Source organism: Pseudomonas chlororaphis, assembly GCF_001921865.1.
In the GTDB taxonomy this organism is placed as follows: Bacteria; Pseudomonadota; Gammaproteobacteria; order Pseudomonadales; family Pseudomonadaceae; genus Aquipseudomonas; species Aquipseudomonas chlororaphis_D.
The window spans coordinates 470,626-495,014 of the sequence record NZ_MSCT01000020.1; the positions used below are offsets into that span (position 1 = coordinate 470,626).

The 24,389-nt window shown below is 63.3% G+C and carries 18 protein-coding genes and 4 tRNA genes; 15 read left to right on the forward strand and 7 right to left on the reverse strand.

Going from position 1 to position 24,389, the window contains the following annotated elements; translation table 11 throughout:
• Positions 1-7: 7 nt before the first annotated feature.
• The 14 genes from BTN82_RS25195 to BTN82_RS25260 all read left to right on the forward strand — a co-directional run bounded on the left by BTN82_RS25195 (position 8) and on the right by BTN82_RS25260 (position 17,642).
• Positions 8-1,990 carry a GumC family protein gene (locus tag BTN82_RS25195; RefSeq protein ID WP_075121774.1) on the forward strand — a complete coding sequence of 661 codons (1,983 nt, stop codon included), beginning with the start codon at positions 8-10 and terminating at the stop codon, positions 1,988-1,990.
• A complete protein-coding gene (locus tag BTN82_RS25200; RefSeq protein ID WP_075121775.1) occupies positions 1,990-3,171 on the forward strand; it encodes a glycosyltransferase in 1,182 nt (393 codons plus the stop codon). Before BTN82_RS25195 ends, BTN82_RS25200 begins: the two co-directional genes overlap by 1 nt.
• Positions 3,168-4,517, forward strand: a complete 1,350-nt coding sequence (locus BTN82_RS25205) for a beta-galactosidase (RefSeq protein WP_075121776.1) — start codon at positions 3,168-3,170, stop codon at positions 4,515-4,517. The genes BTN82_RS25200 and BTN82_RS25205 overlap by 4 nt, the downstream gene beginning before the upstream one ends.
• A 25-nt stretch (positions 4,518-4,542) precedes the next feature.
• The gene (locus BTN82_RS25210; RefSeq protein WP_075121777.1) at positions 4,543-5,757 is read left to right on the forward strand and encodes a glycosyltransferase family 4 protein; all 1,215 of its coding nucleotides are present in this window, start codon (positions 4,543-4,545) and stop codon (positions 5,755-5,757) included.
• Positions 5,748-6,851, forward strand: a complete 1,104-nt coding sequence (locus BTN82_RS25215; RefSeq protein WP_075121778.1) for a glycosyltransferase family 4 protein — start codon at positions 5,748-5,750, stop codon at positions 6,849-6,851. The genes BTN82_RS25210 and BTN82_RS25215 overlap by 10 nt, the downstream gene beginning before the upstream one ends.
• Positions 6,851-8,248 carry an O-antigen ligase family protein gene (locus tag BTN82_RS25220; protein ID WP_075121779.1) on the forward strand — a complete coding sequence of 466 codons (1,398 nt, stop codon included), beginning with the start codon at positions 6,851-6,853 and terminating at the stop codon, positions 8,246-8,248. The genes BTN82_RS25215 and BTN82_RS25220 overlap by 1 nt, the downstream gene beginning before the upstream one ends.
• Entirely contained in the window at positions 8,245-9,066 is an 822-nt protein-coding gene (locus tag BTN82_RS25225; RefSeq protein ID WP_075121780.1) for an acyltransferase, read from the forward strand. Before BTN82_RS25220 ends, BTN82_RS25225 begins: the two co-directional genes overlap by 4 nt.
• Positions 9,066-10,472 carry a lipid II flippase MurJ gene (locus BTN82_RS25230; protein WP_075121781.1) on the forward strand — a complete coding sequence of 469 codons (1,407 nt, stop codon included), beginning with the start codon at positions 9,066-9,068 and terminating at the stop codon, positions 10,470-10,472. Before BTN82_RS25225 ends, BTN82_RS25230 begins: the two co-directional genes overlap by 1 nt.
• A 117-nt stretch (positions 10,473-10,589) precedes the next feature.
• On the forward strand, positions 10,590-11,219 hold the full coding sequence (locus BTN82_RS25235; RefSeq protein ID WP_075121782.1) for a DUF1780 domain-containing protein: 630 nt from the start codon (positions 10,590-10,592) through the stop codon (positions 11,217-11,219).
• Between the two features lie 189 nt (positions 11,220-11,408).
• Complete coding sequence (locus BTN82_RS25240; protein WP_075121783.1) at positions 11,409-11,582, forward strand: DUF3094 domain-containing protein; 174 nt, start codon at positions 11,409-11,411, stop codon at positions 11,580-11,582.
• A 60-nt stretch (positions 11,583-11,642) separates the two neighbouring features.
• A complete protein-coding gene (locus tag BTN82_RS25245) occupies positions 11,643-12,941 on the forward strand; it encodes an NAD(P)/FAD-dependent oxidoreductase (protein ID WP_075121784.1) in 1,299 nt (432 codons plus the stop codon).
• Between the two features lie 706 nt (positions 12,942-13,647).
• Complete coding sequence (locus tag BTN82_RS25250) at positions 13,648-14,262, forward strand: fimbrial protein (RefSeq protein WP_075121785.1); 615 nt, start codon at positions 13,648-13,650, stop codon at positions 14,260-14,262.
• A 51-nt stretch (positions 14,263-14,313) separates the two neighbouring features.
• Entirely contained in the window at positions 14,314-15,039 is a 726-nt protein-coding gene (locus tag BTN82_RS25255; protein ID WP_075121786.1) for a molecular chaperone, read from the forward strand.
• Between the two features lie 110 nt (positions 15,040-15,149).
• Entirely contained in the window at positions 15,150-17,642 is a 2,493-nt protein-coding gene (locus BTN82_RS25260) for a fimbria/pilus outer membrane usher protein (protein ID WP_075121787.1), read from the forward strand.
• 346 nt (positions 17,643-17,988) lie between these two features.
• Here the strand turns inward: BTN82_RS25260 and BTN82_RS25265 are convergent.
• The 7 genes from BTN82_RS25265 to rluD all read right to left on the reverse strand — a co-directional run bounded on the left by BTN82_RS25265 (position 17,989) and on the right by rluD (position 23,087).
• A tRNA-Pro gene (locus BTN82_RS25265) sits at positions 17,989-18,065 on the reverse strand.
• Between the two features lie 93 nt (positions 18,066-18,158).
• Positions 18,159-18,234: transfer RNA gene (locus BTN82_RS25270), tRNA-Lys, on the reverse strand.
• Between the two features lie 5 nt (positions 18,235-18,239).
• A tRNA-Pro gene (locus tag BTN82_RS25275) sits at positions 18,240-18,316 on the reverse strand.
• A gap of 9 nt (positions 18,317-18,325) precedes the next feature.
• Positions 18,326-18,401, reverse strand: a tRNA-Asn gene (locus tag BTN82_RS25280).
• Positions 18,402-18,707: 306 nt separating this feature from the next.
• Positions 18,708-21,272 (reverse strand): ATP-dependent chaperone ClpB, encoded by a 2,565-nt coding sequence (clpB, locus tag BTN82_RS25285; protein WP_075121788.1) that lies wholly within the window; start codon positions 21,270-21,272, stop codon positions 18,708-18,710.
• A gap of 130 nt (positions 21,273-21,402) precedes the next feature.
• Entirely contained in the window at positions 21,403-22,128 is a 726-nt protein-coding gene (gene pgeF, locus BTN82_RS25290) for a peptidoglycan editing factor PgeF (RefSeq protein WP_075121789.1), read from the reverse strand.
• Entirely contained in the window at positions 22,125-23,087 is a 963-nt protein-coding gene (rluD, locus tag BTN82_RS25295; RefSeq protein WP_075121790.1) for a 23S rRNA pseudouridine(1911/1915/1917) synthase RluD, read from the reverse strand. Before rluD ends, pgeF begins: the two co-directional genes overlap by 4 nt.
• Positions 23,088-23,238: 151 nt before the next feature.
• On the opposite strand from rluD, the gene BTN82_RS25300 reads away from it, so the two are divergent.
• On the forward strand, positions 23,239-24,261 hold the full coding sequence (locus BTN82_RS25300) for an outer membrane protein assembly factor BamD (protein WP_075121791.1): 1,023 nt from the start codon (positions 23,239-23,241) through the stop codon (positions 24,259-24,261).
• Positions 24,262-24,389: the final 128 nt, after the last annotated feature.

Here is a 24,389-nt window from a genome sequence, read left to right on the forward strand (position 1 = left end):
TGATCCTGTGATCGAAATACGTTCTCTGCGCGACCTGTTGCGCCTGTTCTTCATTTTCCGCCGCGAGTTCAAGCTCGCGGTCGTCACCACCATCGTGGTCGCGGTACTCGGCGCCTTCCTGCTGCCGGCGCGCTACGAGTCCGACGCGCGCCTGCTGGTCAAGCCCGGGCGCGACAGCACCACGGTGCCGATCGAAGCCGGCAACCGCCAGACGCTGATCTCGCCCAGCACCCAGCACGACCCGATCGTCGACGAGGAAAAGATGCTCACCGGCCGGCCCATCGTGCACAAGGTCGCCGAGCGTTACCTGGAGATGAGCGCGGCGGCCGAGCCCCAGGGGTTCTGGAAAACCCTCAAGTTCTACGTCAAGAAAGCCATGGCCTCGGCCATCGACGCCCTGCGCAGCCTGCTGCAACTGGTCGGCCTGTCGGAGCCGCAGACCCCGCTGGACCGCCTGGCCACCCGCCTGGAAAAAAACTTCCAGGCCAGCCATGAACCGGGCTCGTCGGTGATCGACATCAGCTTTACCTGGGACGAACCGGACGTCGCCCAGCAAGTGGTGAAGATCTGGGTCGATACCTTCCTCGAGGAGCGCGCCCGGGTGCTCGGGCGCAAAAGCCTCTATGCCTTCTACGAGGGCGAAGGCAACAAGGTGGCCGGGCAGATCCTCAGCCTCAAGGAGCAGTTGCAGGGCCGCCTCAAGCAGATCGATTCGATCAGCGTCGATGCGCGCCTGGAAAACCTCACCAGCCAGATCGACCGGCTGACCGACGCCCGGGTCAACGCGCAGAACCAGCTGTCCGGGATCAGCAGCTTCCTGGTCAACGCTCGCCAGCAGATCCAGGAACAGCCCGGCGAAGTGGTGACCAGCCGCGAGACCAGCCTCAACCCGACCCAACTCGACCTCAAGCGTCAGCTCAACACCTTGCAGGTGGAGCGCGCGCGCCTGCTGCGCACCTATTTGCCCGATGCCCCGGCGGTCAAGCAGATCGAGCAGAACATCCACGACCTGCAAGCCCTCAGCGCCCAGGAGGAAACCCGCCTGGAACGCTCGAAGAACACCGCGCCCAACAGCCTGGTGATCAACGTCAAGCAACAGGTCATCGATGCCCAGTTGCAACAGCGCAAGCTGACCGGGCAGATCGAGGACTACGACAAGACCCTCGCCGCGCTGCGTACCGAGCGCGACCGGGTACTGACCGACGAACCCGAGCTGAACCGCCTGACCCAGCAACTGCGCACCGCCGAGAAGAGCTACGCGCTGTACTCGGAAAACCTCGAACAGGCACGCATCGACCATGAGCTCGACAGCAGCCAGATCAGCAATATCGCGATCATCGAGCACGCCACCTTCAACCCGGCGCGGGTCTTCCCCAAGAGCCTGCTGATCCTGCTGTTCGCCATTCCCGCCGGGGTCGCCGTGGGGCTGCTGACCATTTACGTCTGCTACCTGCTGGACCAGCGCATCCACGACGGCGCGCGCCTGCCGGAAGTGTTCCAGGTGCCGCTGTGGGGCAGCGTGCCGGACCTCGAGGACGCCACGCCCGCGGCCATGACCGCGAGCATCTACCGGCTCTACAGCCTGTTGCCCCTGGACCGTATCGAGAGCCAGGGCCTGACCCTGAGCCTGACCTCGGCGCGCCCCGGCGAAGGCGTGAGTTTCATCCTCGAGCGCCTGCGCCGCCTGTTGGAAGAGCGCGGCCATCGCGTGCGAGTCGACGACAGCGCCCCGGCCCAGCCCGGCGAAGTCCTGCTGCTGGATGCCTCGGCCCTGCTGTCGAACCAGGAAGCCTTCCTGATCCTGCGCCGCGCCGACCTGATCGCCCTGGTGATCGAGGCGCGCACCAGCACCGTGCCGATGATCGAGAACGCGCTGTCGCTGCTGACCACCGCCTTCGGCAAGGTCGACGGGCTGATCCTCAACCGTCGCCGCTTCGAAGTGCCGTCCCGGGTGCTGGAGCGGATCAACAGCTGGCGCGGGGCGGCCTGATGCGTATCGCCCTGCTGGCCCCGCTGCCGCCGGAACAGACCGGCATCGCCGACTACGCCGCGCATTTCAGCCATGCCCTGCGCAGCCTGGGCATCGAGGTGCTGACGCCGCTGGCCGGTTGTCACGAGCCCGCCGAACAGCTGGCCCGCCTGCGCGCCTTCGACTGGACGGGCATCGACCTGGTGCACGCCGAACTCGGCGGCGGACGCTTCGGCGAGTTCCAGGCCCTGGAATACCTGAGCCGCGCGCAACCGCAGATTCCCCGCACCGCCACCGTGCACGACCCGGAGCGCCTGATCTGGCGGCGCGCCCGGCTGTTCTGGCCGCTGACCCTGCTCGAACGCCTGCCGCACCCGCTGCCGCAAGCCGCAGCGCTGCTCGCCGACCCGCTGACCCTGCACGAAGAGCGACGCCTGGCCCGCGGCATGCGGCGGCTGATCACCCTGACCCGCCTGGGCGGCGATTGCCTGCGCCAACGCATGGGCCTGCAACCGCGGCAGGTGGCGGTGATCGCCCACGGCAACCTGCCGATCGCGGCCGCCGAACTGCCGCCGCTACTGCCTTTGCGCCTGCTGTACTTCGGCTTCATCTACCGCGGCAAGGGCATCGAAGACCTGATCGAAGCCCTGGCCCGCACCCTGGCGGCCAACCCGCAGTGCCGCGGCCAGGTACGCCTGACCCTGGCCGGCGGCACCGCGCCGGAAATGACCTTCGACCCGGCCGGCAACTACCTCGACGGCCTGCGCCAACGCATTCGCGAACTGCAACTGGACGACGTGGTGGATTGGCGGCTGGACCTGCCCTCCGCCGAGATCGCCAGCACCATCCAGGCCCATCACGTGATGGTGCTGCCGTACCGTGAATCGAAAAAGCTCGCCTGGCTGGGCCAGATGCGCGGCACCAGCGGCGCCCTGTCCTGGGCCAACGCCTGTGGGCGCGGGGTCGTCACCTCCAATGCCCGGGCGTTTGCCGAAGAGGTCGCCGGCGGCAATGGCGTGACCTATCAACAAGGCGATGTCGAAGCGCTGAGCCAGCACCTGAGCCGCCTGGTGCTGGAGCCCGAACTGGCCCGCGAATGGGCCGCCCGGGCCAGCGAAGCCGGACGGCAACGCGAATGGAGCGCCACCGCGCAGCGTTTCGCCGAACTGTTCAACGAGGCGTGCAAGGAGCGGTCGTCATGAAGACCCGATTACCCCTGAAACCTCGCTTGCTGTTGCGCTGCCTGCCGCTGCTGGCCGTGCTGGCAGTGGGCGGCGTCTTGCTGCGCAGCGGGCAGGTCGACGCCACGCCGATCAACCTGGCGCCCGACCGCACCCTGGTGTGGAAGGACTACCTGGGGGTCAACGCACACTTCCTGTGGTTCACCCCGTCGCAGTACCGCAAGCAGATCGCCGCCCTGAAACAGCTCGGCCTGCAATGGGTACGGGTCGACCTGCATTGGGACCGGCTCGAACCCACCGAAGAGGGCTACCAGCTCAGCACCCTCGACGAACTGGACAGGACCCTGACCGAATCGCACCTCAAGTCGCTGTTCTACCTGGTGGGCTCGGCGCCGTTCGTGACCACCGCGCCCAAAGGCGGCCCCTTCCAGGATCAGTACCCGCCGCGCGATCCGAAAATCTTCGCCACGCGCATGGCCATGCTGGCCCAGCGTTACCCGAACATCGACGCCTGGCAGGTGTGGAACGAACAGAACATACCCAACAACTGGCGGCCGAAACCCGATGCCAAGGGCTACGGCGAACTGCTGCTGGCCACTCATCAGGCCCTGAACCAGGTCGCGCCCGACAAGACCCAGGTCATGGGCGGCATGGCCTACTACAGCCAGTTGCCAACCCAGCGCAACGCGCTGATGTTCGAGAAACTCGGCGAACTGGGCGTGCAGAGCCTGGGCATGGTCGCCGCCTACCACCCCTACTCGGAAACCCCGGAAAGCGACGAACCGGGCAAGAACGAAGTGCTGCTGCGCGGCACCCAGCTCAACGACATGCTGCACGGCGCCGGCCTGAAAAGGATCTGGGCCACCGAGTGGGGCTGGTCGAGCTACGCCGGCCCCAAGGAAATGCAGCGCCTGATCGGCGTCGACGGCCAGGCCGACTACACCCTGCGCCGCCTGGCCCTGATGAGCGACCAGGCCTACGAGCGGATCTTCCTCTTCGCCCTTTCCGACCTCGACTCGCGCGCCTCGGCCCGCGACCAGCATTACGGCCTGCTGGACCTCAACGGCGAACCCAAGCCGGTGTACAAGGCGCTCGCGCGCTTTCTCGAGATCACTGGCGCGCGCCTCACGCCCGGCAAGACCCCGGCGCTGGAAAACCTGCCCGACACCTTCTACAGCGTGTCCTGGACCCGCGACGACGGTAAGCGCCTGCTGATGTTCTGGAGCGCCAAGGGCGGCACCATCAGGTTGCCGCAGGTGCGCCAGGCCGAGCTCTACGACCCGCTGACGGGTACCCGCGCAAGCCTCGACGGCGCGAACGGTATCCAGCCGACGGTGAAAACATCCCTGCAGATTCTCGTGTGGTAACCGACCTGGACATGGAGCGCCGTACGTGAAGATTCTCTGGATTCTCCCCTACCTGCCCTGGCCCACGACCAGCGGCGGCAAGACCCGGCAGTTTCACCTGCTGCGGACCCTGAGCGAGCGGGGGCACCGCATCACCTTGCTGGTGCAATCGAAGACCGCGGCCGATGCCGTCACCCGCGCGGCCCTCGAACCCTGGCTCGAACGCCTGATCGTGGTGCCCCGGCGTCCGCTGAAGCATCCGCTCACGCTGTTGGCCGGGCTGTTCGCGCCCTGGCCGCTGCTGACCACGGTCAATGGCGTGTCGCGCCCGCTGCGCGAGCGTTTCGCCAGCCTGCTGCAAGAGCCCTGGGATGTGATCCAGGTCGAACACAGCTACAGCCTGCAACCCTACCTGCAACCGCTGCGGCAGGCCGGGCGGGATTTCGTGCTCACCGAACACAACCTCGAATCCAGCCTGGGCGGCGCGACTTACGACCGTTTCCCGGCCTGGGCCAGCCCCTTCGTGCGCTACGACCAATGGCGCTGCCGGCAGTGGGAACGCAAGGCGTTCGACGCCGCCCGCCAAGTGGTGGCTGTGACCGAAAGCGACGCCCAGGACATGCGCCAACTGACCCGTACCCCGGTCGAAGTGGTGGTCAACGGCGTCGACAGCCGCAGCTTTGCCCAGGTCTCGGCCGACCCTCACAGCCAGCGCGTGCTGTTCGTCGGCAACTACGAATACGCACCGAACCTGGACGCCGTGCAGTGGCTGCTTGATGAGATTTTCCCGCGGGTCTGGGCCCGTTGCCCCGAAGCCCGCCTGGCGGTGGCCGGCTATGCCCTGCCCGCCCATTGGGCCGAGCGCTGGCGCGACAGCCGCATCGAGTGGGTCGGGTTCGTCCCGGACCTGCCCGACCTGCAACGCCGCTGTGCATTGTTCATCGCGCCGTTGCGCCAGGGCGGCGGCTCCAAGCTCAAGGTGCTCGAAGCCATGGCCGCCGGCCTGCCGCTGGTCAGCACCGCGCAAGGCGCCTCAGGCCTGGCCGTTCGCGACGCGGAACACTACCTGGCCGGCGACGACGCGCAGACCCTGGCCGACGCGGTGGTCCGCCTGCTCAGCGACGCGCCCCTCGCCGTTCGCCTGGCCGACGCCGCCCGCCTGTACGCCCGCCAACATCACGACTGGGCGGTGGCCGGCGACGAGCTGGAACAGATCTACCGCACCCTGCCTTCCACACAGGAGCACCCCGCATGCGTGTAGCCCTCGATTATCGTGCGGCCACAGTCGCGCCCTCCTCTGGCATCGCGCGTCAGGTCAAGGCACTGGAACAGGCTTTGCGCGCCCGCGACGACAGCGAACTGCTGCTGGTCAGCGAAGCGCCGCTGGAGCACGCGCAACGCCAGAGCGCCCTTTGCCCCGCCTGGCCGAGCCCCCTCGATGGCCTGCAACGCCCCGGCGTGCGCCTGCGCTTCGAGCGCAAATTCCTGCCGGCGACCATTCGCGAGCAGTCGGTGGACCTGTATATTGCGACCGCCAACATGGGCCTGCCGATCGGCCACAAGCCCGCGGGCACCCGCTATGTGCTGATCCTGCATGACCTGTTCCAGCTGACCCAGCACAACTTCCACCGCTCGCGGCTCAAGGCCCTGGCCTATCGGCTGATCGACGCAGTGTCGATCGCCTGGTCGATCTGGGTCGCCGACGAAGTCTGGTGCCCTTCGCGCTTCTCCTGCAGCGAAGCGGCCCGGCTGTTTCCCTGGGCGCGGCCGAAATTCCGCGTGCTGAACAACCTGGTACCGGAATACCGCGGCACCCCCGGCCCTTTGCCGGCCGGCCTGCCCGAGCGCTATTGGCTGGTCGTCGGCACCCGGGAACCGCGCAAGAACATGCCGTTCTTCATCGAACAGTGGCAACGCTGTCGCGAGGAAAACCCGAACGTTCCGGACCTGGTGCTGGTCGGCCACGCCAGCGACCTGCCGGCGAACCTGAGCGCGCTGCCCGGCCTGCATTGGGTCAACGGGGTCAGCGACGACCAGTTGCAAGCCCTGTACCAGCACGCCGACTGCCTGTGGCAGCCGTCCTATGCCGAAGGCTTCGGCCTGCCGGTAGTCGAGGCGCTGTGGCACGGCACGCCGGTCGCGGTGGCCAGGGGCTCGGCCCTCGACGAAGTCGCCCCGCCCGGCGCCCGGCGTTTCGACCCGCGGGACCGCGCCAGCCTGCGCAGCGCGCTGATAGAGCAAGCCCAGGACAGCGCCAGGCCCGATCCCGACACCCTGCGCGAATGGGCCCGGCAATTTGCGGAGCCGGCCTACCGCCAGCGCCTCGACACCTTGCTCACAGGGCTCTTTCACTGATGCTGCCCGGAAAATTCATTGGCCTGATCCTGGGGCTGGTCTTCGGGATTCTGTTGTGGGCCCTGCCTCCGGTGAAAGTCATCTTCGTGGTGATCGGCCTGGCCGTGACCCTGACGCTGATCCGCAAGCCGCTGTGGGGCTTGCTGATCTTCGCCGTGCTGGCCACCAGCATTCCCTACACCACCCTGGAGCTGGGCATCCGCACCACCGTCAGCGAAGCGGTGCTGGGCCTGACCTGGGTCGGCGTGTTCTGGCAGTCGTTCATCGGCAAGACCCGCAACCTCATGCTCTGGCGCCCCACCGAACAGGCCATGGCGTGGCTGATGCTGTTCAGCGCGATCCCCTTTGTCTGGGGCATGCTGATCATCCACGCCGAAGGCAACGGCCCGGTGAACTGGGTGCGCTGGCTGATGAACCTGTCGCTGCTGTTCATGGTGCCGCTGCTGCTGCGCACCGACGCCGACCGCGACAAAGTGGTGATCGCCCTGCTGCTGGGCAACCTGCTGATGCTGCTGTTGTCGATCGGCATGTTCATCAAGTCGCGCAATGCGATGTCGATGATCCCGATCCTCACCGACCTCAAGTACGCCCACCCCGAAGCGGTGAAAGACATCTTCTCCGCCAACTACCAGCGCATGGCGTCGCCCTGGGTCCACCCCAACCTCACCGGCGGCGTGCTGGTGTTGTTCATTCCCCTGGCGCTGCTTTATGGCTGGACCCGCACCGGCGCGCGCCGAGCCCTGGGGCTGGCGGTGGCGATCCTGGGGTGCGCGGGGCTGCTGTTGAGTATTTCCCGCGGGGCGATCCTGGCTTTGGCCCTGGTGCTGATCTGGCTGACCTACAAGCGGGTGCCCTACAGCGGCCGGATCATTGGCCTCGGCGCGGCCTTCGCGGTGGCCCTGGTGATGTTCTACCCGCCGTTGCAAGAACGCCTGATGACCATGTTCTCGGCGACCAACGCCAGTACCGAGGTGCGTTTCGACGAGTACTCGAAATTCCCCGAGGCGATGCTGCGCTACCCCCTGGGCATCGGTTTCAAGGTCGACCCGCCCGTGCCGGGCAGCGGCCTGCCGGGCATTTCCAACCTGTGGCTGAACTTCATCTACAAGATCGGTATCCCGGGGATGCTGCTGTTCATCACCGTGACCCTGCTGTGGTGGCGCGAGGTGCGACCGCTGGCGCCGATTCGCCAGGTGACCGCCGACAACGCGCTGTGGCTGGGGTGTATCTGCGGCCTGCTGGCGGCGCTGCTGACCGGTTTGTTCGACCACTACTTCAGTTTCACCTTCGTGCTGATCGGTCTGTTCTGGCTGTTGATGGGCATGAGCCTGCAACAGGTCCGCTTGCATCCGATCATCACTCGCCCCCTCGCCAGCCCCAAGGATAGCCACGCATGAAACATCGTATTTTCCATTCGACGGATCTGCCGGAACGCCTGCCTGCCCTGGCCTCGGAGCTGGGCGTGGGCCACGACGAACTGCTCGAGGCCTACAGCTGGGGGCTGAACCACGACGTGCTGTTCGTCGAGGGCGACGGCGAGCAGGTGCGCTACAGCATCTGCTCGGTCAACATCGAAGATGTCATCGAACATCCCCTGGCCCGGCGCCTCTACCAGCGCCTGAAGCGGGACATCCCGACCACCCTGGTGCCGCGCTACGGCAAGAACCTGGCCACCCTCAAGGACCGCTGGCTGCGGGCCTGGGAACAGGCCTACAACATTCTGATCAACAAGATTCCCAGCCACCATGTGCGGATCGCCTGGTTGCGCCTGGGCGGCGCGAAGATCGGCAAGGGCTCGAGCATCTGGCGCAACACCGAAGTGCTGGGCGTGGAGAACCTGGTGATGGGCGACGACAGCGTGATCGCCTGGCATTGCCAGGTGGATGCGCGAGCCGGGCTGATCATCGGCGACCACGTGGCGGTCGCTTCCCATGTGCTGATCATCGCCGGCAGCCATGACCTGACGGCGCCCGAGTTCTGGTCGGTGTCCGCGCCCATCTACATCGACGACTACGCCTGGATTGCCAGCCGGGCGCTGATCGGCCATGGCGCGCATATCGGGCGCGGGGCCGTGGTGACCGCCAACACCATCGTGGCCAAGGCGGTCGCACCCTACAAGATCATCGGCGGCAGTGGCGCCAAACCCATGGGCGAACGCCCTCATGAGCTGAACTACAAGGTGGGTGGCAAAGGCCTGTTCACCCTCTTTCACTGATGCTCGGCAGCACCCTGCTGCTGACCCTGGCGACCCTCGCCGGGCTGGTCGCCGGCTTCGCCCGCGAATGGCTGCTGGTGGCGGCCTGGGGCGCGGGCAACCGCAGCGATGCGTTCCTGGTCGCGGTGTTCATTCCCGAAGCCCTGCGCATGACCCTGGCCGCCGGTATCCTCGCGGCCGCGGCGCTGCCGCTCTATCAGCAGCGCGACGCCCAGCGCCAGCGCTCCTGGCTGGCAGGGCTGAGTCCGCAGTTGCTGGGCCTGGGCCTGGGCTTGTATGTCCTGCTGGCGGTGAGTGCGTCGCTGTGGGTCCGCCTGATCGGCCCCGGGCTCGACAACGCCGCCCAGGCCGAAGCCGCCGCCAACCTGCGCAGCCTGGCGGCCTGCATTCCCGGCCTGCTGTTGCATGCGCTGTTCAGCATCCCGCTGCACGCTCGGCAACGGTTTGTCCTGCCGGGGCTGGGCTCGCTGCTGTTCAACCTGCCGCCGGTGCTCTACCTGTTTTTCTACGGCCGGGCGAGCCAGAGCTCCGAATTGGCGCTGGCGTTCTTTCTCGGCAGCCTGTTGATGTGCCTGTCGCTGGTCCCGGCGATCTGGCAAATCGGCTGGCGCCCCTGGCAAGTGCGCGGCGACGCCGGGGCCGGTCGGGAACTGCTCGGGCGCCTCGGCCCGCTGCTGACCAGCAACCTGGCCAGCCAGGGCCTGGCGCTGGTGGAGCGGCTGGTCGCCAGTTACCTGGGCGAAGGCGCGGTGACCTGGGTCAACCTGGCGCGCAAACTGATCAACCTGCCGTTGATTGCCCTGATGAGCCTGAACCAGGTCCTGCTCGGCCTGATGAGCGGCAAGTCCGACGACCAGCGCCTCGGGCTGCTACACCGCGGGCTCGACGCCGCGACCCTGCTGAGCCTGCCGGCCGCCTTCGGCCTGGTCGGCGCCAGCCCGGCGCTGATCCATTGGCTGCTGCCCGTCCAGAGCGCCGACGGGCCGCTGCCGGCGCTGCTCGGCTGGTTCGCCACTTCGCTGGTGTTCGGCGCCTGGAATGCCATGCTCGCGCGTTACGCCTACGCCGCCAGCGATACTCGCACGCCGCTGCATTGCGAACTGCTCGGCAGCCTGCTCAACGCCTTGCTGCTGGCCGGCCTGCCGTCGCTCCTGGGCTTGACCGCGATCCCCCTGGCGGCCCTCGGCGGGGTGATCCTGACCAACCTGCTGCTGATGCAGCGCCAACAATTGCTCGCCCTGATCGGCTGGCCGCTGCGCTGGGCCTTAAGTGCAGTGCTGCTGGCCGGCGCGGCGCTGTTGCTGCATCCGCTGCTCAATATCTGGCTGCAACTGGGGCTCAGCAGCATCGCCGGGCTGCTCCTGCTGATCGCATTGGGCCTCTGGCTGAAACCCTGGAGAACCTGAACCCCGTCGGTGCGGGGTTGACCTGATGTCACACTTATCCGTTATAAGTGCAGTCAGCCCTCGCCGACCCGGCAGTGTGTATTTCTAGGATCAGCGTCTGGACGCTAAGCTTGGACTATGGATGACTCAGATTACCTGCGCCTGCTCACCATTCAGGCCGAACAAGCCAACGCGTTCCTGTCCAATGCGCGCAAATGGGAGCGTGAGCGTTGGGTCTGCCAGCGCCTGCTGCAAGGCTTGAACATCCCCTACCGTGCCGACGAATTCACGCCGGCCGGGCAAGAGCCGCCGGACGTCCTGTTTCGCGAGGCCAGCTTCGAGGTGTTCTTCGTGCTGGATGAGGGCCGGCGCCTCAACGACGAGTGGCGCGACGAGTTGCAACGCCGTCGCAGTGCCTTCTCCCTCAGCCAGCTGGTACGGCGCGAGGCCAAGCCCAAGCGCATTCCTGCCAACGAGTTGCTGCTCAGGCTCGCCCCGACCCTGCGCAAGAAGGCCCACAACTACAAGGAACGCGGCATGGACCTGGGGGAGCTGGACATCATCGCCTTCGCCAGCCTCAAGCGCGAAGTGCTGGACCTCAACAGCCATTTCCCGCCACCGACCGAATACCTGCGCCAGGGGTGGCGCTCGTTGTCGCTGGTCGGGCCGACCTTCGCCCGCGTGCTGTTCGCCCACCCCGACGCGCCGGACTTCCTGCGCAGCAACCTGGGGCGCAGCATCCTCTTCGACGTCGGTATCAGCCTGTGAACCGGCCCTGTCCGCCCACCTCGCGGATATGGCGCAATCGACCTGTGAATGATACAAAACGCACTCATTCGCCTGGATGGCGGGGTGGGCGGCGAGCCCTCGCAAGCGCACGGCTATGCTCCTTTCAATGCCGGACAACCTGACTGTAACGTTCATACCTTTCGCAACGTCTACCTGACGAGGCTTTTTATGACCAGCCGCCTGAACCCTGACGACCAGCGCCATGTCGAAGAATACCTGCAACTGGCCCAACACCGAGTCGAGCGCCGGCCCTTCCGGCCGTGGATGCTCCTGGTGGTGGTACTGGCGATCACCATTGGCCTGGGCCTGCTGAGCCGATTTATCAGTTACTTGACGCTATGAGCCGCCTCGCGCTCGCTCGGGTAACCGTACCGATTTCTTTTAGCCTTGCGAGATATCCCCATGACTCATCGTATTGTCATCGTTGGCGGCGGCGCCGGCGGTCTGGAGTTGGCTACCCGTCTGGGTAAGACTCTGGGCAAGCGTGGCACCGCCAGTGTGATGCTGGTCGACGCGAACCTGACCCATATCTGGAAGCCCCTGTTGCACGAGGTGGCCGCCGGGTCGCTGAACTCTTCCGAAGACGAACTCAACTATGTCGCCCAAGCCAAATGGAACCACTTCGAGTTCCAGCTGGGCCGCATGAGCGGGCTCGATCGCCAGCAGAAGAAAATCCAGCTGGCCGCCACCTACGACGAAAACGGCGTGGAACTGCTGCCGGCCCGCGAGCTGGGCTACGACACCCTGGTGCTCGCCGTGGGCAGCACCACCAACGACTTCGGCACCCAGGGCGCGGCCCAGCACTGCCTGTTCCTCGACACCCGCAAACAGGCCGAGCGTTTCCACCAGCAACTGCTCAACCACTACCTGCGGGCCCATGCCGGACAGGCTGATGTGGTGGAGCAGATCAGCGTGGCGATCGTCGGCGCCGGCGCCACCGGCGTCGAGCTGGCCGCCGAGCTGCACAACGCCGCCCATGAACTGGCGGCCTACGGCCTGGACCGGATCAAGCCGGAAAACATGCACATCACCCTGATCGAGGCCGGCCCACGGGTACTGCCGGCCCTGCCGGAACGGATTGGCGGCCCGGTGCACAAGACCCTGGAGAAACTCGGGGTCCGGGTGATGACCAATGCCGCGGTCAGCGAAGTGACCGCCGACAGCCTGCTCACCGCCGACGGCCAGGTAATTCCGGCCAGCCTGAAAGTCTGGGCCGCAGGGATTCGCGCGCCGGGCTTCCTCAAGGACATCGACGGCCTGGAAACCAACCGGATCAACCAGCTGCAGGTACTGCCGACCTTGCAGACCACTCGCGACGAGAACATTTTCGCCTTCGGCGACTGCGCCGCCTGCCCGCAACCGGGTACCGACCGCAACGTTCCGCCACGGGCCCAGGCGGCTCACCAACAGGCCTCGCTGCTGGCCAAATCGCTGAGGCTGCGCCTCGAAGGCAAGGCCCTGCCGCAATACAAATACACCGACTACGGCTCACTGATCTCGCTGTCGCGTTTCTCGGCCGTGGGCAACCTGATGGGTAACCTGACCGGCAGCGTGATGCTCGAAGGCTGGCTGGCGCGGATGTTCTACGTCTCGCTGTACCGCATGCACCAGATGGCGCTCTACGGCCCGTTCCGCACCGCCATGCTAATGCTCGGCAGCCGGATCGGCCGCGGCACCGAGCCACGGCTCAAGTTGCACTGAGCCATCGACGCCAGAACAGAATGCCCCGGGAGACCGGGGTATTTTTTTGCCTGTTCGTTGTCCGCTCAAGACTCGGTGAGCCACTAGGAACCTCAGAACACACCGTATTTCACTGCCAGAGATCAAGACGACTCAAGCCACAGAGTTTTCTACATATTCCCAAGAGAAAACCAGCCAACTTTCAGGATTCTGCAAATCTGAAAGTGCAACTATTGTCGGACAAACCGACAATTTAAGACGGGTAAATCCAAACAGCCAACTCATTAGCCCGCCCAATCCATCCTCGCTCGACAACCATAAGCCGCAGCAACTAAAAAAGTTAACCCCCCTCCTCACCAACAATCTTATCTAGTTGCGAAGCGCATTTATAAACAAGCCAAAATCAATATAAGAATGCATTTACCCCTCCCATAGAGCGGCTTTCAACCCCAAAAACAAAAACCATAAAATATTGATAAATATACTTCTTTACATGGATTCTTCAGCCACAAAGGAAAAAATCCCCACATTAACTCTTACAAAACCTGCAAAACCCAGGAAAGCTCTATAGCACTTTAAGAATCTTCTTATTGATACAAATACCAAAAATAAATTAGCAAGACTCCCAGCCACATAAAAGTCTTAGAACCTTTAAGAATCTTCTCATTGTCACAACTAACAGTGAAATATCAGAATCGTACCCCCAACTCTTAGCAGGTACTAAGCAATGTCCAAACTTCTCAAAAGTCTTCTTCCACTGGCTATCGTGGGAGCGGTTAGTACTTCCGCCACCGCAGCAGACGGCACCATCAACTTCACCGGCGAAATCATCGCGGCGTCCTGCAAAATCGCCGGCGCCCCAGGCACCGGCGTAACAGGGGGCGCAGGCGCACAAGTCATCGACGTCTCGCTCGGCAAAGTCAGTAGTGAGTCCCTCAGCGGTACCAGCGGTAGTGGCATCGTCGCGGGCAAGAACATCAACCTGAACCTGGACTGCGGCCAGACCGGTACCGGCCTGACCACCGTCAAGCTGCAGTTCGACCCCTCTTCCGGCACCGGCCTCGATCCGAAGAAAAACGCCCTGCTGAAAATCACCGGCACTGCCGAGGGTGTTGGTATCGGCCTCTACAACTCCGACAACAAATTGCTGGACCTATCGGCGAACGAAACCTTTGACGCCCCACTGGTGAAGACAGAAACAAAGCCACAAGAAGGGCAAAACCCAGCTGAGTACAGCTACAGCGCCAAGCTCAACCTGCGCGCGGGTTTTGTAGCTAACGGCGCGCCCATCAAAGCAGGCAATGCCGTCGGCACCCTGCCGTTTACCTTGACCTACGAGTAATCCGCCATACCGGGAGGGGCCTGGCCCCCTCCCTCTAACCTGGAGCCGCCTATGAAAGCTTCGCCATTAGCCTGTATCGCGCTGCTGGTAACCACGACGCTCTTCGCATCGACGTCCAATGCGGGGATCACCCTGGACGGTACGCGCGTCGTCTTTTCCGCACCGAGCAAGGAAGCCTCCATCATCGTCAAAAACCAGGCCTCGACGGACATCATGGTCCAGTCCTGGGTCGAAGCAGACCAGAAGAGCCTGTCGGATGATGTACCGTTTGCCATCACCCCCCCTCTCGTACGCCTGGGAGGCCAGAAACAGCAAGTCTTGCGCATCCTCTATCAGGGCCAGGGCCTGCCTACGGACAAGGAGTCGGTGTTCTGGCTGGCCGTACAGGAAATTCCGCAGAAAGCCAAAGACGAGAACGCCCTGCAGATCGCCATCCGCCAACGGATAAAACTGTTCTATCGCCCAGCCGGCCTGACCGAAAAAGCCGCTGACGCCGCCAAAAGCCTGCAGTGGAAACTGGCACGGCAAGGCGACAAGACAGAGCTTGCCGTGACCAACCCTTCGGCATTTCACGTGTCCTTCGCCGGCAGCAAAGTGACGCTGCGCAGCGGAAAAGGCGCCTACACCGCTCCAGCCGAAATGCTGGCGCCAGGCGCAACGCGAATGTTTGCCGTGAAAGGCGCGCCAGGCAGCGCACTCGGCGCAGCCACAGTGGAGTTCGACAGCATCAACGATTACGGCGGCCTGGACCGGATCACCAGCACGCTTTCCAACTGACGAAAGCCTGTTCGCCACTCGCATCGCGTCTTGATGCACGCAGTTTCTTCACCCGAATTTCTATCATGTCACCGCCATGGATGCCCGATGCGTGACAGAAGGGGCTCCGTATGTCCGTTTTTCAAAAAAAGCTCAGCAACAGGATCAGCCGGCACCTGTGGGCAACCTGTCTCATGACCCTGGGGCTGACTTCGGAACTGTCCGCGACGGAGCTCGAGTTCAACGACACCTTCCTGCAAATGAATGGTGCCCCGATAGATCTCAAGTACTTCGAGCAGGGCAACGCCATTCCGCCAGGAACCTACAGTGTCGACCTCTACCTGAACCAGATGCTGATCAAGCGCCAGGACATCGCCTTCAGCGCCGACGCCCGGGGCCAGGTCAAACCGGTCGTCTCGCTCGGCCTGTTGAAGGAGCTCGGCGTCGACACCCAGAAAGCCCAGAAAGAAGGCCTCATCGCCGCGGATATCGACAATGAAACACCGGTGGATGTCCCGGCGCAGATTGAGGGCAGCGAAATCGCCTTCGACTCCACCAGCCTGATACTGCAATTCAGCATTCCGCAAGCCTATGTCAAACGTGTTTCGCGGGGCTACGTCGACCCCTCGGTCTGGGATAACGGTATTACCGCGTTCTACAGCGACTACCAGGCCAACTTCAACCGCAACAACAGCCGGGGCGTGAAGAGCGACTACCACTACCTGGGCCTTCGCAACGGCTTCAACCTCGGCGGCTGGCGCTTTCGCAATGACTCCGCGCTGACCGGTGGCAACGGCAGCGCCAGCACCTTCAAAAGCAACCGCAACTATGTGGAGCGCGATATCGTGCGCCTGAAAGGAAAACTCTCCCTGGGCGAGCTGTACACCCCCGGCGAGATCTTTGACAGCGTACGTTTTCGCGGGGCGCAGATTGCCTCGGACATCGGCATGCTGCCGGACAACGAAATCGGCTACGCGCCGGTCATCCGCGGGATCGCCGAAACCAACGCCACCGTCGAAGTGCGGCAAGGCGGCTATGTGATTTACTCCGCCGCCGTGCCGCCGGGCGCTTTCGAGTTCACCGACATTTACCCCAGTGGCTCCAACGGCGACCTGCAAATCAAGATCATCGAGGCCGACGGCCGGGTACGCGAATACCAGCAATCTTATGCCTACCAACCCGTCATGACCCGCCGCGGCAACCTGCGCTACAGCCTTACCAGCGGCGAGTACAGCTCCGACGGCCGCCCCTCGCCGAAGTTCACCCAGGGCACCCTGGTCTACGGCCTGACGGATAACATCACCAGCTACGGCGGCGCACTTGTCGGCCAGGGCTATCACGCGATCAACCTCGGGGCCGGGGTGAACTCGGGCCTAGGCGGTATTTCGATGGACATCACCAGCAGTGAATCCAAGGCGCCGAGCCGCAAAGTCGCAAAGGGTCACAGTGCGCGGCTTCTGTACTCCAAGACCCTGTCGGCGACCAATACCACCTTCACCATGGCCGCCTACCGCTACTCCACGGAAGGCTACCGCAGCCTCAGTCAGCACGTGGACGATCTTCTGTATCGGGATCGCGCCGGCTACGGCATACAGAAAAGCCGCCTCGACCTCAACGTCAACCAGAACCTGTCACAGCGCTCGTCGCTGTACCTGAGCATGGGCGAGACCAGTTACTGGAGAACCCAGGGCCGCACCCGCAACTGGCAGGTCGGTTTCAGCAGCAGCATCTCGGACGTCAGCTACAGCCTGGCGGTTGCCCGAACCCAGGGCGACCAGATGAGCCGTGGCTCGGATACCCAACTGACCGCGACGCTCAGCATGCCGATCGGCAAGTCGGGCAGCTCACACCGCCTCAGCAGCAACGCTGTGTCTTCCCAAAATGGCGACACCAGCATAAACAGCAGCGTATCGGGCTATCTGGACGACAAGCAGACTGTCAACTACCTGGCCCAGGCCAACCACAGCAAACTCAGTGGCACCAACACCGGTGTCGGACTGGGTTGGGACACCCCATCCGCCAAACTGACCGCCAACTACAGTCAGGGCCGCGACGACAAACACCTTGACTTGAACGCGTCAGGTTCAGTCGTGGTGCACAGCGGGGGCGTCACTCTGGGCCAGCCTCTGGGCGAAACCTTCGGCCTATTGGAAATACCGGATGTCAACAACGCCGGGGTCTCTGGCTGGAACGCCGTGCGTACCGACCGCAAAGGGTATGCCGTGGTGCCTTATATGCAGCCATATCGCTATAACTGGATAGACCTGGATACCCAAACCCTGGGAACCGATACCGAGGTCGCCGAAACCTCCAAGGTCCTGGTGCCTACCCGCGGCGCTATCGTCAAGGCGAGCTACGCCGCGCAGAGCGGGCGCCGCCTGCAGTTCGAGCTGCAAGCCGACCAGGGTGGCCGCATTCCCTTTGGCGCCCAGGGCTACGACGACCAGGGCAAACTGCTGGGCATGGTGGACAACCTTTCGCGCCTGCTGGTTTTCGGCGTTCCCGACCAGGGAAAACTGGAAGTACGCTGGGCCCAAGGCAGCTGCACCGTCGACTACAAGCTGGAACCGGCCAAGAAAGAACTGGCCTACGAACGCGTACAAATCCCCTGCCGCGCCTCATGAGCAGCGCCAGCACTCTTTCACTCAGTGCATCCCGAGCACACTGATTGAAAGAGTGCTGTTGCTGATCACGTTACTCCCTCCTACATCCCCCTTCGCTCCAGGCTGAATCCCACACCAACCTGGTACGGCGCAATCGCCCCTAAGCGGGTACTCCCAAGGCTTGCAAGAAGGTCCCAGTCCCGTCAGCAGCCCGCCCCCGGCAACGATGCACGGTGTAGCCTGTCCAGCCGAACAAAAAGAGATGTTATGTACGAGTGAGAGGGCAAAACCCGCAAGCCAGCAGCCACACATTGCGTGCAGCCAAAACGAAAAAAGGCGCCTGAAAGGCGCCTTTTCTCTTGAAATATGGTCGGGGTAAGGGGATTCGAACTCCTGACATCCTGCTCCCAAAGCAGGCGCGCTACCGGACTGCGCTATACCCCGGTAAAAAAAAGGCACCCATTAAAGGCGCCTTCTTCGATCAGCGCTTTTGGCCTCTGATCTTAAGATTCGATTCCAGCGAACTGGTTTCAAAAATGGTGGGTCGTGTGGGATTCGAACCTACGACCAATTGGTTAAAAGCCAACTGCTCTACCAACTGAGCTAACGACCCAAAAATGGTCGGGGTAAGGGGATTCGAACTCCTGACATCCTGCTCCCAAAGCAGGCGCGCTACCGGACTGCGCTATACCCCGGTTTGAAATTGGCTCCGTGACCAGGACTCGAACCTGGGACCCAATGATTAACAGTCATTTGCTCTACCGACTGAGCTATCACGGAACTACACATTTCAATTTACAACAGGCTTTTACTTCTAGAAGCCATCCTCTTCGACCTTGTTCGCATCGCTGCGTTCATGTCTCTGAGGCGCGCTATTCTACAATTTTAAAAACCTCTGTCAACCCCCTAAATTGCTTTCAAGACACTGATTTGCAACTTATTTCAGTTTTTTCCTCAGTGAGGAAAAACCCTTGGGGCGACGTACTGCGGGGCGCACTTTACAAGCCTTTGCCTTACAGTTCAACGCCCTATGCAAAAAAAGGCCTCGCTGAGCGAGGCCTTCTGCATAACCACCTGCTATCCGGATCAGGCGAAGACGATTTCGTCGTTTTCCACCTTGGCCGTCACGGTAGCGCCAGGCAAGAAGCTGCCCGACAGGATCAACTGCGCCAGCGGGTTCTCGATCCAGCGCTGGATCGCGCGTTTGAGCGGCCGTGCGCCATAGACCGGGTCGTAACCCACCGCGATCAGTTTATCCAGGGCCTCACCACTCAGTTCCAGCCTCAGCTCACGCTCGGCCAGGCGGCTGCGCAGGCGACCCAGCTGGATCTCGGTGATACCGGCGATCTGATCCCGGGCCAATGGCTCGAAGATCACCACTTCGTCGATCCGGTTGATGAACTCCGGACGGAAGTGGGTCGAGACCGCATCCATCACCGCCGCCCGCTGCGCTTCGCGATCCCCCACCAGCTCCTGGATCTGCGCCGAGCCCAGGTTGGAAGTCATGACGATCACGGTATTGCGGAAGTCCACAGTGCGCCCGTGGCTGTCCGTCAGGCGGCCATCTTCCAACACCTGCAACAACACGTTGAACACGTCCGGATGAGCCTTCTCGACCTCGTCCAGCAGGATTACCGAGTAAGGCTTACGCCGTACCGCCTCGGTCAGGTAACCGCCTTCCTCGTAGCCGACATACCCCGGCGGCGCGCCAATCAAGCGTGCCACGGAATGTTTCTCCATGAACTCGGACATATCGATCCGCACCATGGCCTCTTCGGTATCGAACAGGAACTCGGCCAGCGCCTTGCACAGCTCGGTCTTGCCCACACCGGTCGGGCCGAGGAACATGAACGAGCCGCTCGGCCGGTTCGGGTCGGACAAACCGGCCCGGGAACGCCGTACCGCGTTGGCCACCGCCACCACGGCCTCGTCCTGGCCGATCACGCGCTGGTGCAGCAGGCTTTCCATTTTCAGCAGTTTGTCGCGCTCGCCTTCGAGCATTTTCGACACCGGGATGCCGGTCCACTTCGACACCACTTCGGCAATTTCTTCCTCGGTAACCTTGCTGCGCAGCAACTGGTTCTCGCTGTGGCCGTGCTGATCGACCATCTGCAGGCTGCGCTCCAGGTCCGGGATCACCCCGTACTGCAACTCAGCCATACGATTGAGGTCGCCTTTGCGGCGCGCCGCTTCCAGTTCCTGGCGCGACTGCTCGATCTTCTGCTGGATCTGCGCGGAACCCTGCACTTCGGCTTTCTCCGAGGTCCAGACTTCTTCCAGATCAGCGTATTCACGTTCCAGGCGGACAATCTCTTCCTGGAGTTTTTCCAGGCGCTTGATCGCCGCTTCGTCGTCCTCTTTCTTCAGGGCCTGGGACTCAACCTTCAGTTGAATCAGGCGCCGCTCCAGACGGTCCAGCACCTCCGGCTTGGAGTCGATCTCCATGCGGATACGGCTGGCAGCTTCGTCGATCAGGTCGATCGCCTTGTCCGGCAGTTGACGGTCGGTGATGTAGCGATGGCTGAGCTTGGCCGCGGCGATGATCGCGCCGTCGGTGATCGCCACCTTGTGGTGCACCTCATAACGCTCTTTCAGGCCACGCAGGATCGCGATGGTGTCTTCTTCGCTCGGCTCGTCCACCAGGACTTTCTGGAAGCGCCGCTCGAGGGCCGCGTCCTTCTCTATATATTGGCGGTACTCGTTGAGCGTGGTCGCGCCGACACAGTGCAGCTCGCCGCGGGCCAGGGCCGGCTTGAGCATGTTGCCCGCATCCATCGAGCCTTCACCCTTGCCGGCGCCGACCATGGTGTGCAGTTCGTCGATGAACAGAATGATCTGCCCTTCCTGCTTGGACAGCTCGTTGAGCAGGGACTTCAGGCGCTCCTCGAACTCACCGCGGTACTTGGCCCCGGCAATCAGCGCGCCCATGTCCAGCGACAGCAGGCGCTTGCCTTTCAGGCCGTCCGGCACTTCGCCGTTGATGATGCGCTGGGCCAGGCCTTCGGCAATGGCGGTTTTACCCACGCCAGGCTCGCCGATCAGCACCGGGTTGTTCTTCGTCCGACGCTGCAGCACCTGGATGGTCCGACGGATCTCGTCGTCACGACCGATCACCGGATCGAGCTTGCCGTCTTCGGCGCGCTTGGTCAGGTCGACGGTGTATTTATCCAGGGCCTGGCGCGACTCCTCGACGTTGGCGTCATTCACCGCCTCGCCGCCACGCAGGTTATTGATCGCGTTTTCCAGGGCTTTCTTGCTGACGCCCTGGCCCAGCAGCAATTTGCCGAGCTTGCTGTTTTCATCCATGGCCGCCAGCAGCACCAGCTCGCTGGAGATGAACTGGTCGCCTTTCTGTTGCGCCAGGCGATCGGCCTGATTCAACAGGCGCGCCAGATCCTGCGACATATTCACGTCGCCAGTGGGGTTCTGGATTTTCGGCAGTTGGTCGAGCTCTTTGCTCAGCTCTTTACGCAGGCTGTTGACGTCGAAGCCCACTTGCATCAGCAGCGGCTTGATCGAGCCACCCTGCTGTTCGAGCAGGGCCTGCATCAAGTGCGCCGGTTCAATGGCCGGATGATCGAGGCCAACCGCCAGGGATTGAGAATCGGATAAGGCCAGCTGCAATTTGCTGGTTAATCGGTCTATACGCATTAGTCACCTTCCTTTTGAGCAGGCCGGAGCGATGGACACACCTGAATAGAGAAACCTGCCAGATACCCCTGTAGATGCGGTCGATTCTGGAAGATTCAAGCCTTGAGAGCTTGACATGGGTCAGAAGAGTCTAGCGTTCCAGCCAGACCAGGGAGGCAAACCGACCCGTGCGCGGGCTGCGGCGGTAGGAATAGAAGCGAGGATCGCTCACGGTGCAGAAACCGCCGCCATACACGGCCGTGACGCCGCGGGCCGCCAGGCGCAGACGGGCCAGGCTATAGATGTCGGCCATGAGCTTGCCGGGGTTGTGGCTCGGCACAAAGGCCTGTTCGGTTTGCGGCAGGTGCCGGACAAAGGCTTCACGGACTTCCGGGCCGACCTCGAAGGCTTGCGGGCCGATGGCCGGCCCCAGCCAGACCAGTACGTCGGTCGGCGCAAGGTTCAGGCTGTCGAGCGTCGCCTCCAGCACCCCGCCCGCCAACCCGCGCCAGCCGGCATGGGCCGCCGCCACGCGAGTACCGGCGCGGTCGCAGAACAGCGCCGGCAGGCAGTCGGCAGTCATGGCGGTGCAGGCGATGCCCGGCGTGGCCGTCCAGCTGCCATCGGCGGTGGCGACGACCGAAGGATCGGCCTCGACCACATGGATACCGTGAACTTGCTGGAGCCAGGCCGGTTGCAGGGAGAAACGTTCGGTCAGGCGCCGGCGATTTTCGGCCACCGCCTGCGGGTTGTCGTCGACGTGATCGCCCAGGTTGAGGCTGTCGAACGGCGCCAGGCTGACGCCGCCCGCACGGGTGGTGACGCAGGCTTTGACCCCGGCCGGCGCAGGCCAGTCAGGAATCAGCCAGTCACTCATCCGACGAAGGCCTCGCGATCCTGCTTGAGCAGGGTCAGCAGCCAGACGAAATCTTCCGGCAACGGCGACTCCCAGCTCATGCGCTCACCGGTGGTCGGATGATCCAGCTCCAGGAAACGCGCATGCAGCGCCTGACGCGGGAAGTGCTTGAGGGACTCGACCATGGTCGGGTTCGCCGCCGGCGGAATGCGGAAGCGGCCACCGTAGGCAGGGTCGCCGACCAACGGGAAGTTGATGTGCGCCATGTGCACGCGAATCTGGTGGGTACGGCCGGTTTCCAGCTTGACCCGCACATGGGTGTGGGAACGGAAACGCTCCAGCACGCGGTAATGGCTGACCGCCGGCTTGCCGCCTTCCATCACGGCCATGCGCTGGCGCTGCTGGCCATGGCGGCCGATCGGGGCGTTGATCTTGCCGCCGGCGGTGACCACGCCGATCACGATGCATTCATAGATGCGGCTGACGCTGCGGCTCTGCAACTGGGCAACCAGCTGGGTCTGCGCCTGGATGGTCTTGGCCACCACCATCAGGCCGGTGGTGTCCTTGTCCAGGCGATGGACGATGCCCGCACGCGGCACATTGATAATGTCCGGGATGTGGTGCAGCAAGGCATTGAGCAGTGTGCCGTCGGCATGGCCCGCCGCAGGGTGGACCACCAGGCCGGCCGGCTTGTTGATGACCAGGATGTCGTCGTCTTCATAGACGATATCCAGCTCGATGTCCTGGGCGATCCATTCGCCCTGGGCTTCCTGCTCGGCGGTCAGTTCGAGGATCGCACCGCCATGGACGATGTCTCGCGGGCGGATAACCGCTCCATCCACAGTCAGGCGGCCGTCTTTGATCCAGGCGGAAAGGCGCGAGCGCGAGTGCTCAGCGAATAATTGGGCGGCGACTTGATCGAGGCGTTGGCCGCCCAGTTCGGACGGCACCTCTGCGCGAAGTTCAATTTTATCGGACATGCTCAGACTAGGCGTCGGCACAGCCTTTGGTTTCGGCTGCGCGCTTGTGGTTAAATACGGCGTCTTTTGCCCCGAGGCTTTTCAACGGGGCGCTCATCATAACAGGACGGCCCCGCCCAAGACAGCGGCCGTCATAGGGACGCAAGCCGCCATGCAAGTGAAACACCTGCTGCTGATCGCCATCCTCGCACTGACCGCTGCTTGCTCATCGAAGGAAGTCGTTGACGAAAACCTGAGCGAGGTCGAGCTGTACCAGCAGGCGCAGACCGACCTGGACAACAACAGCTATACCAGCGCCACCGCCAAGCTCAAGGCCCTGGAATCGCGCTATCCGTTCGGCCGCTACGCCGACCAGGCGCAGCTGGAACTGATCTACGCCAACTACAAGAACGCCGAGCCGGAAGCTGCGAAATCCGCCGCCGAGCGTTTCATCCGCCTGCATCCGCAGCACCCGAACGTGGACTACGCCTACTACCTCAAGGGCCTGACCTCTTTCGACCAGGACGTCGGCCTGCTGGCGCGCTTCCTGCCGCTGGACATGACCAAGCGTGACCCGGGCGCCGCTCGCGACTCCTACAACGAGTTCGCCCAGCTCACCAGCCGCTTCCCGAACAGCCGCTACGCGCCGGACGCCAAGCAGCGCATGATTTACCTGCGCAACCTGCTGGCCTCCTACGAAATCCACGTGGCCGACTATTACCTGACCCGTCAGGCCTACGTCGCCGCCGCCAACCGTGGGCGCTACGTGGTGGAAAACTTCCAGGAAACCCCGTCGGTCGGCGACGGCCTGGCGGTGATGACCGAGGCTTACCAGCGTCTGCACCTGGACGAACTGGCCGCCACCAGCCTGGAAACCCTGAAGCTCAACTACCCGGACCACCCGACCCTGGTCGACGGCCAGTTCGTACCGCGGGTCGCCGAGGCGGACAACCGCTCCTGGCTGAGCAAGGCCACCCTGGGCCTGATCGAGTCCCGTCCACCGCTGCCGCCGGGAGAAACCCGCGCCAACCAAGACGTGATGAAGCAATACCAGGACGCCAAGGACGCGATTCCCGCCGAGCTCAAGGCCAAGGACGCCAACGGCGATGCCATCGAGGAAGAACAGCACGAAGCCGAAGGCAACAACAGCGACCGCTCCTGGTTCAGCTACATGACGTTCGGCGTGTTCGACTGACACTGCCGGGGCAACGAAAAAGGGAGGCTTTCAAGCCTCCCTTTTTCATGTGCGGATTTCATCGCCGGCACTGTGCGCCCGGCATGACCTTGGCTAAACTGCCAACTCCTCACTCATATAGCTGGCCA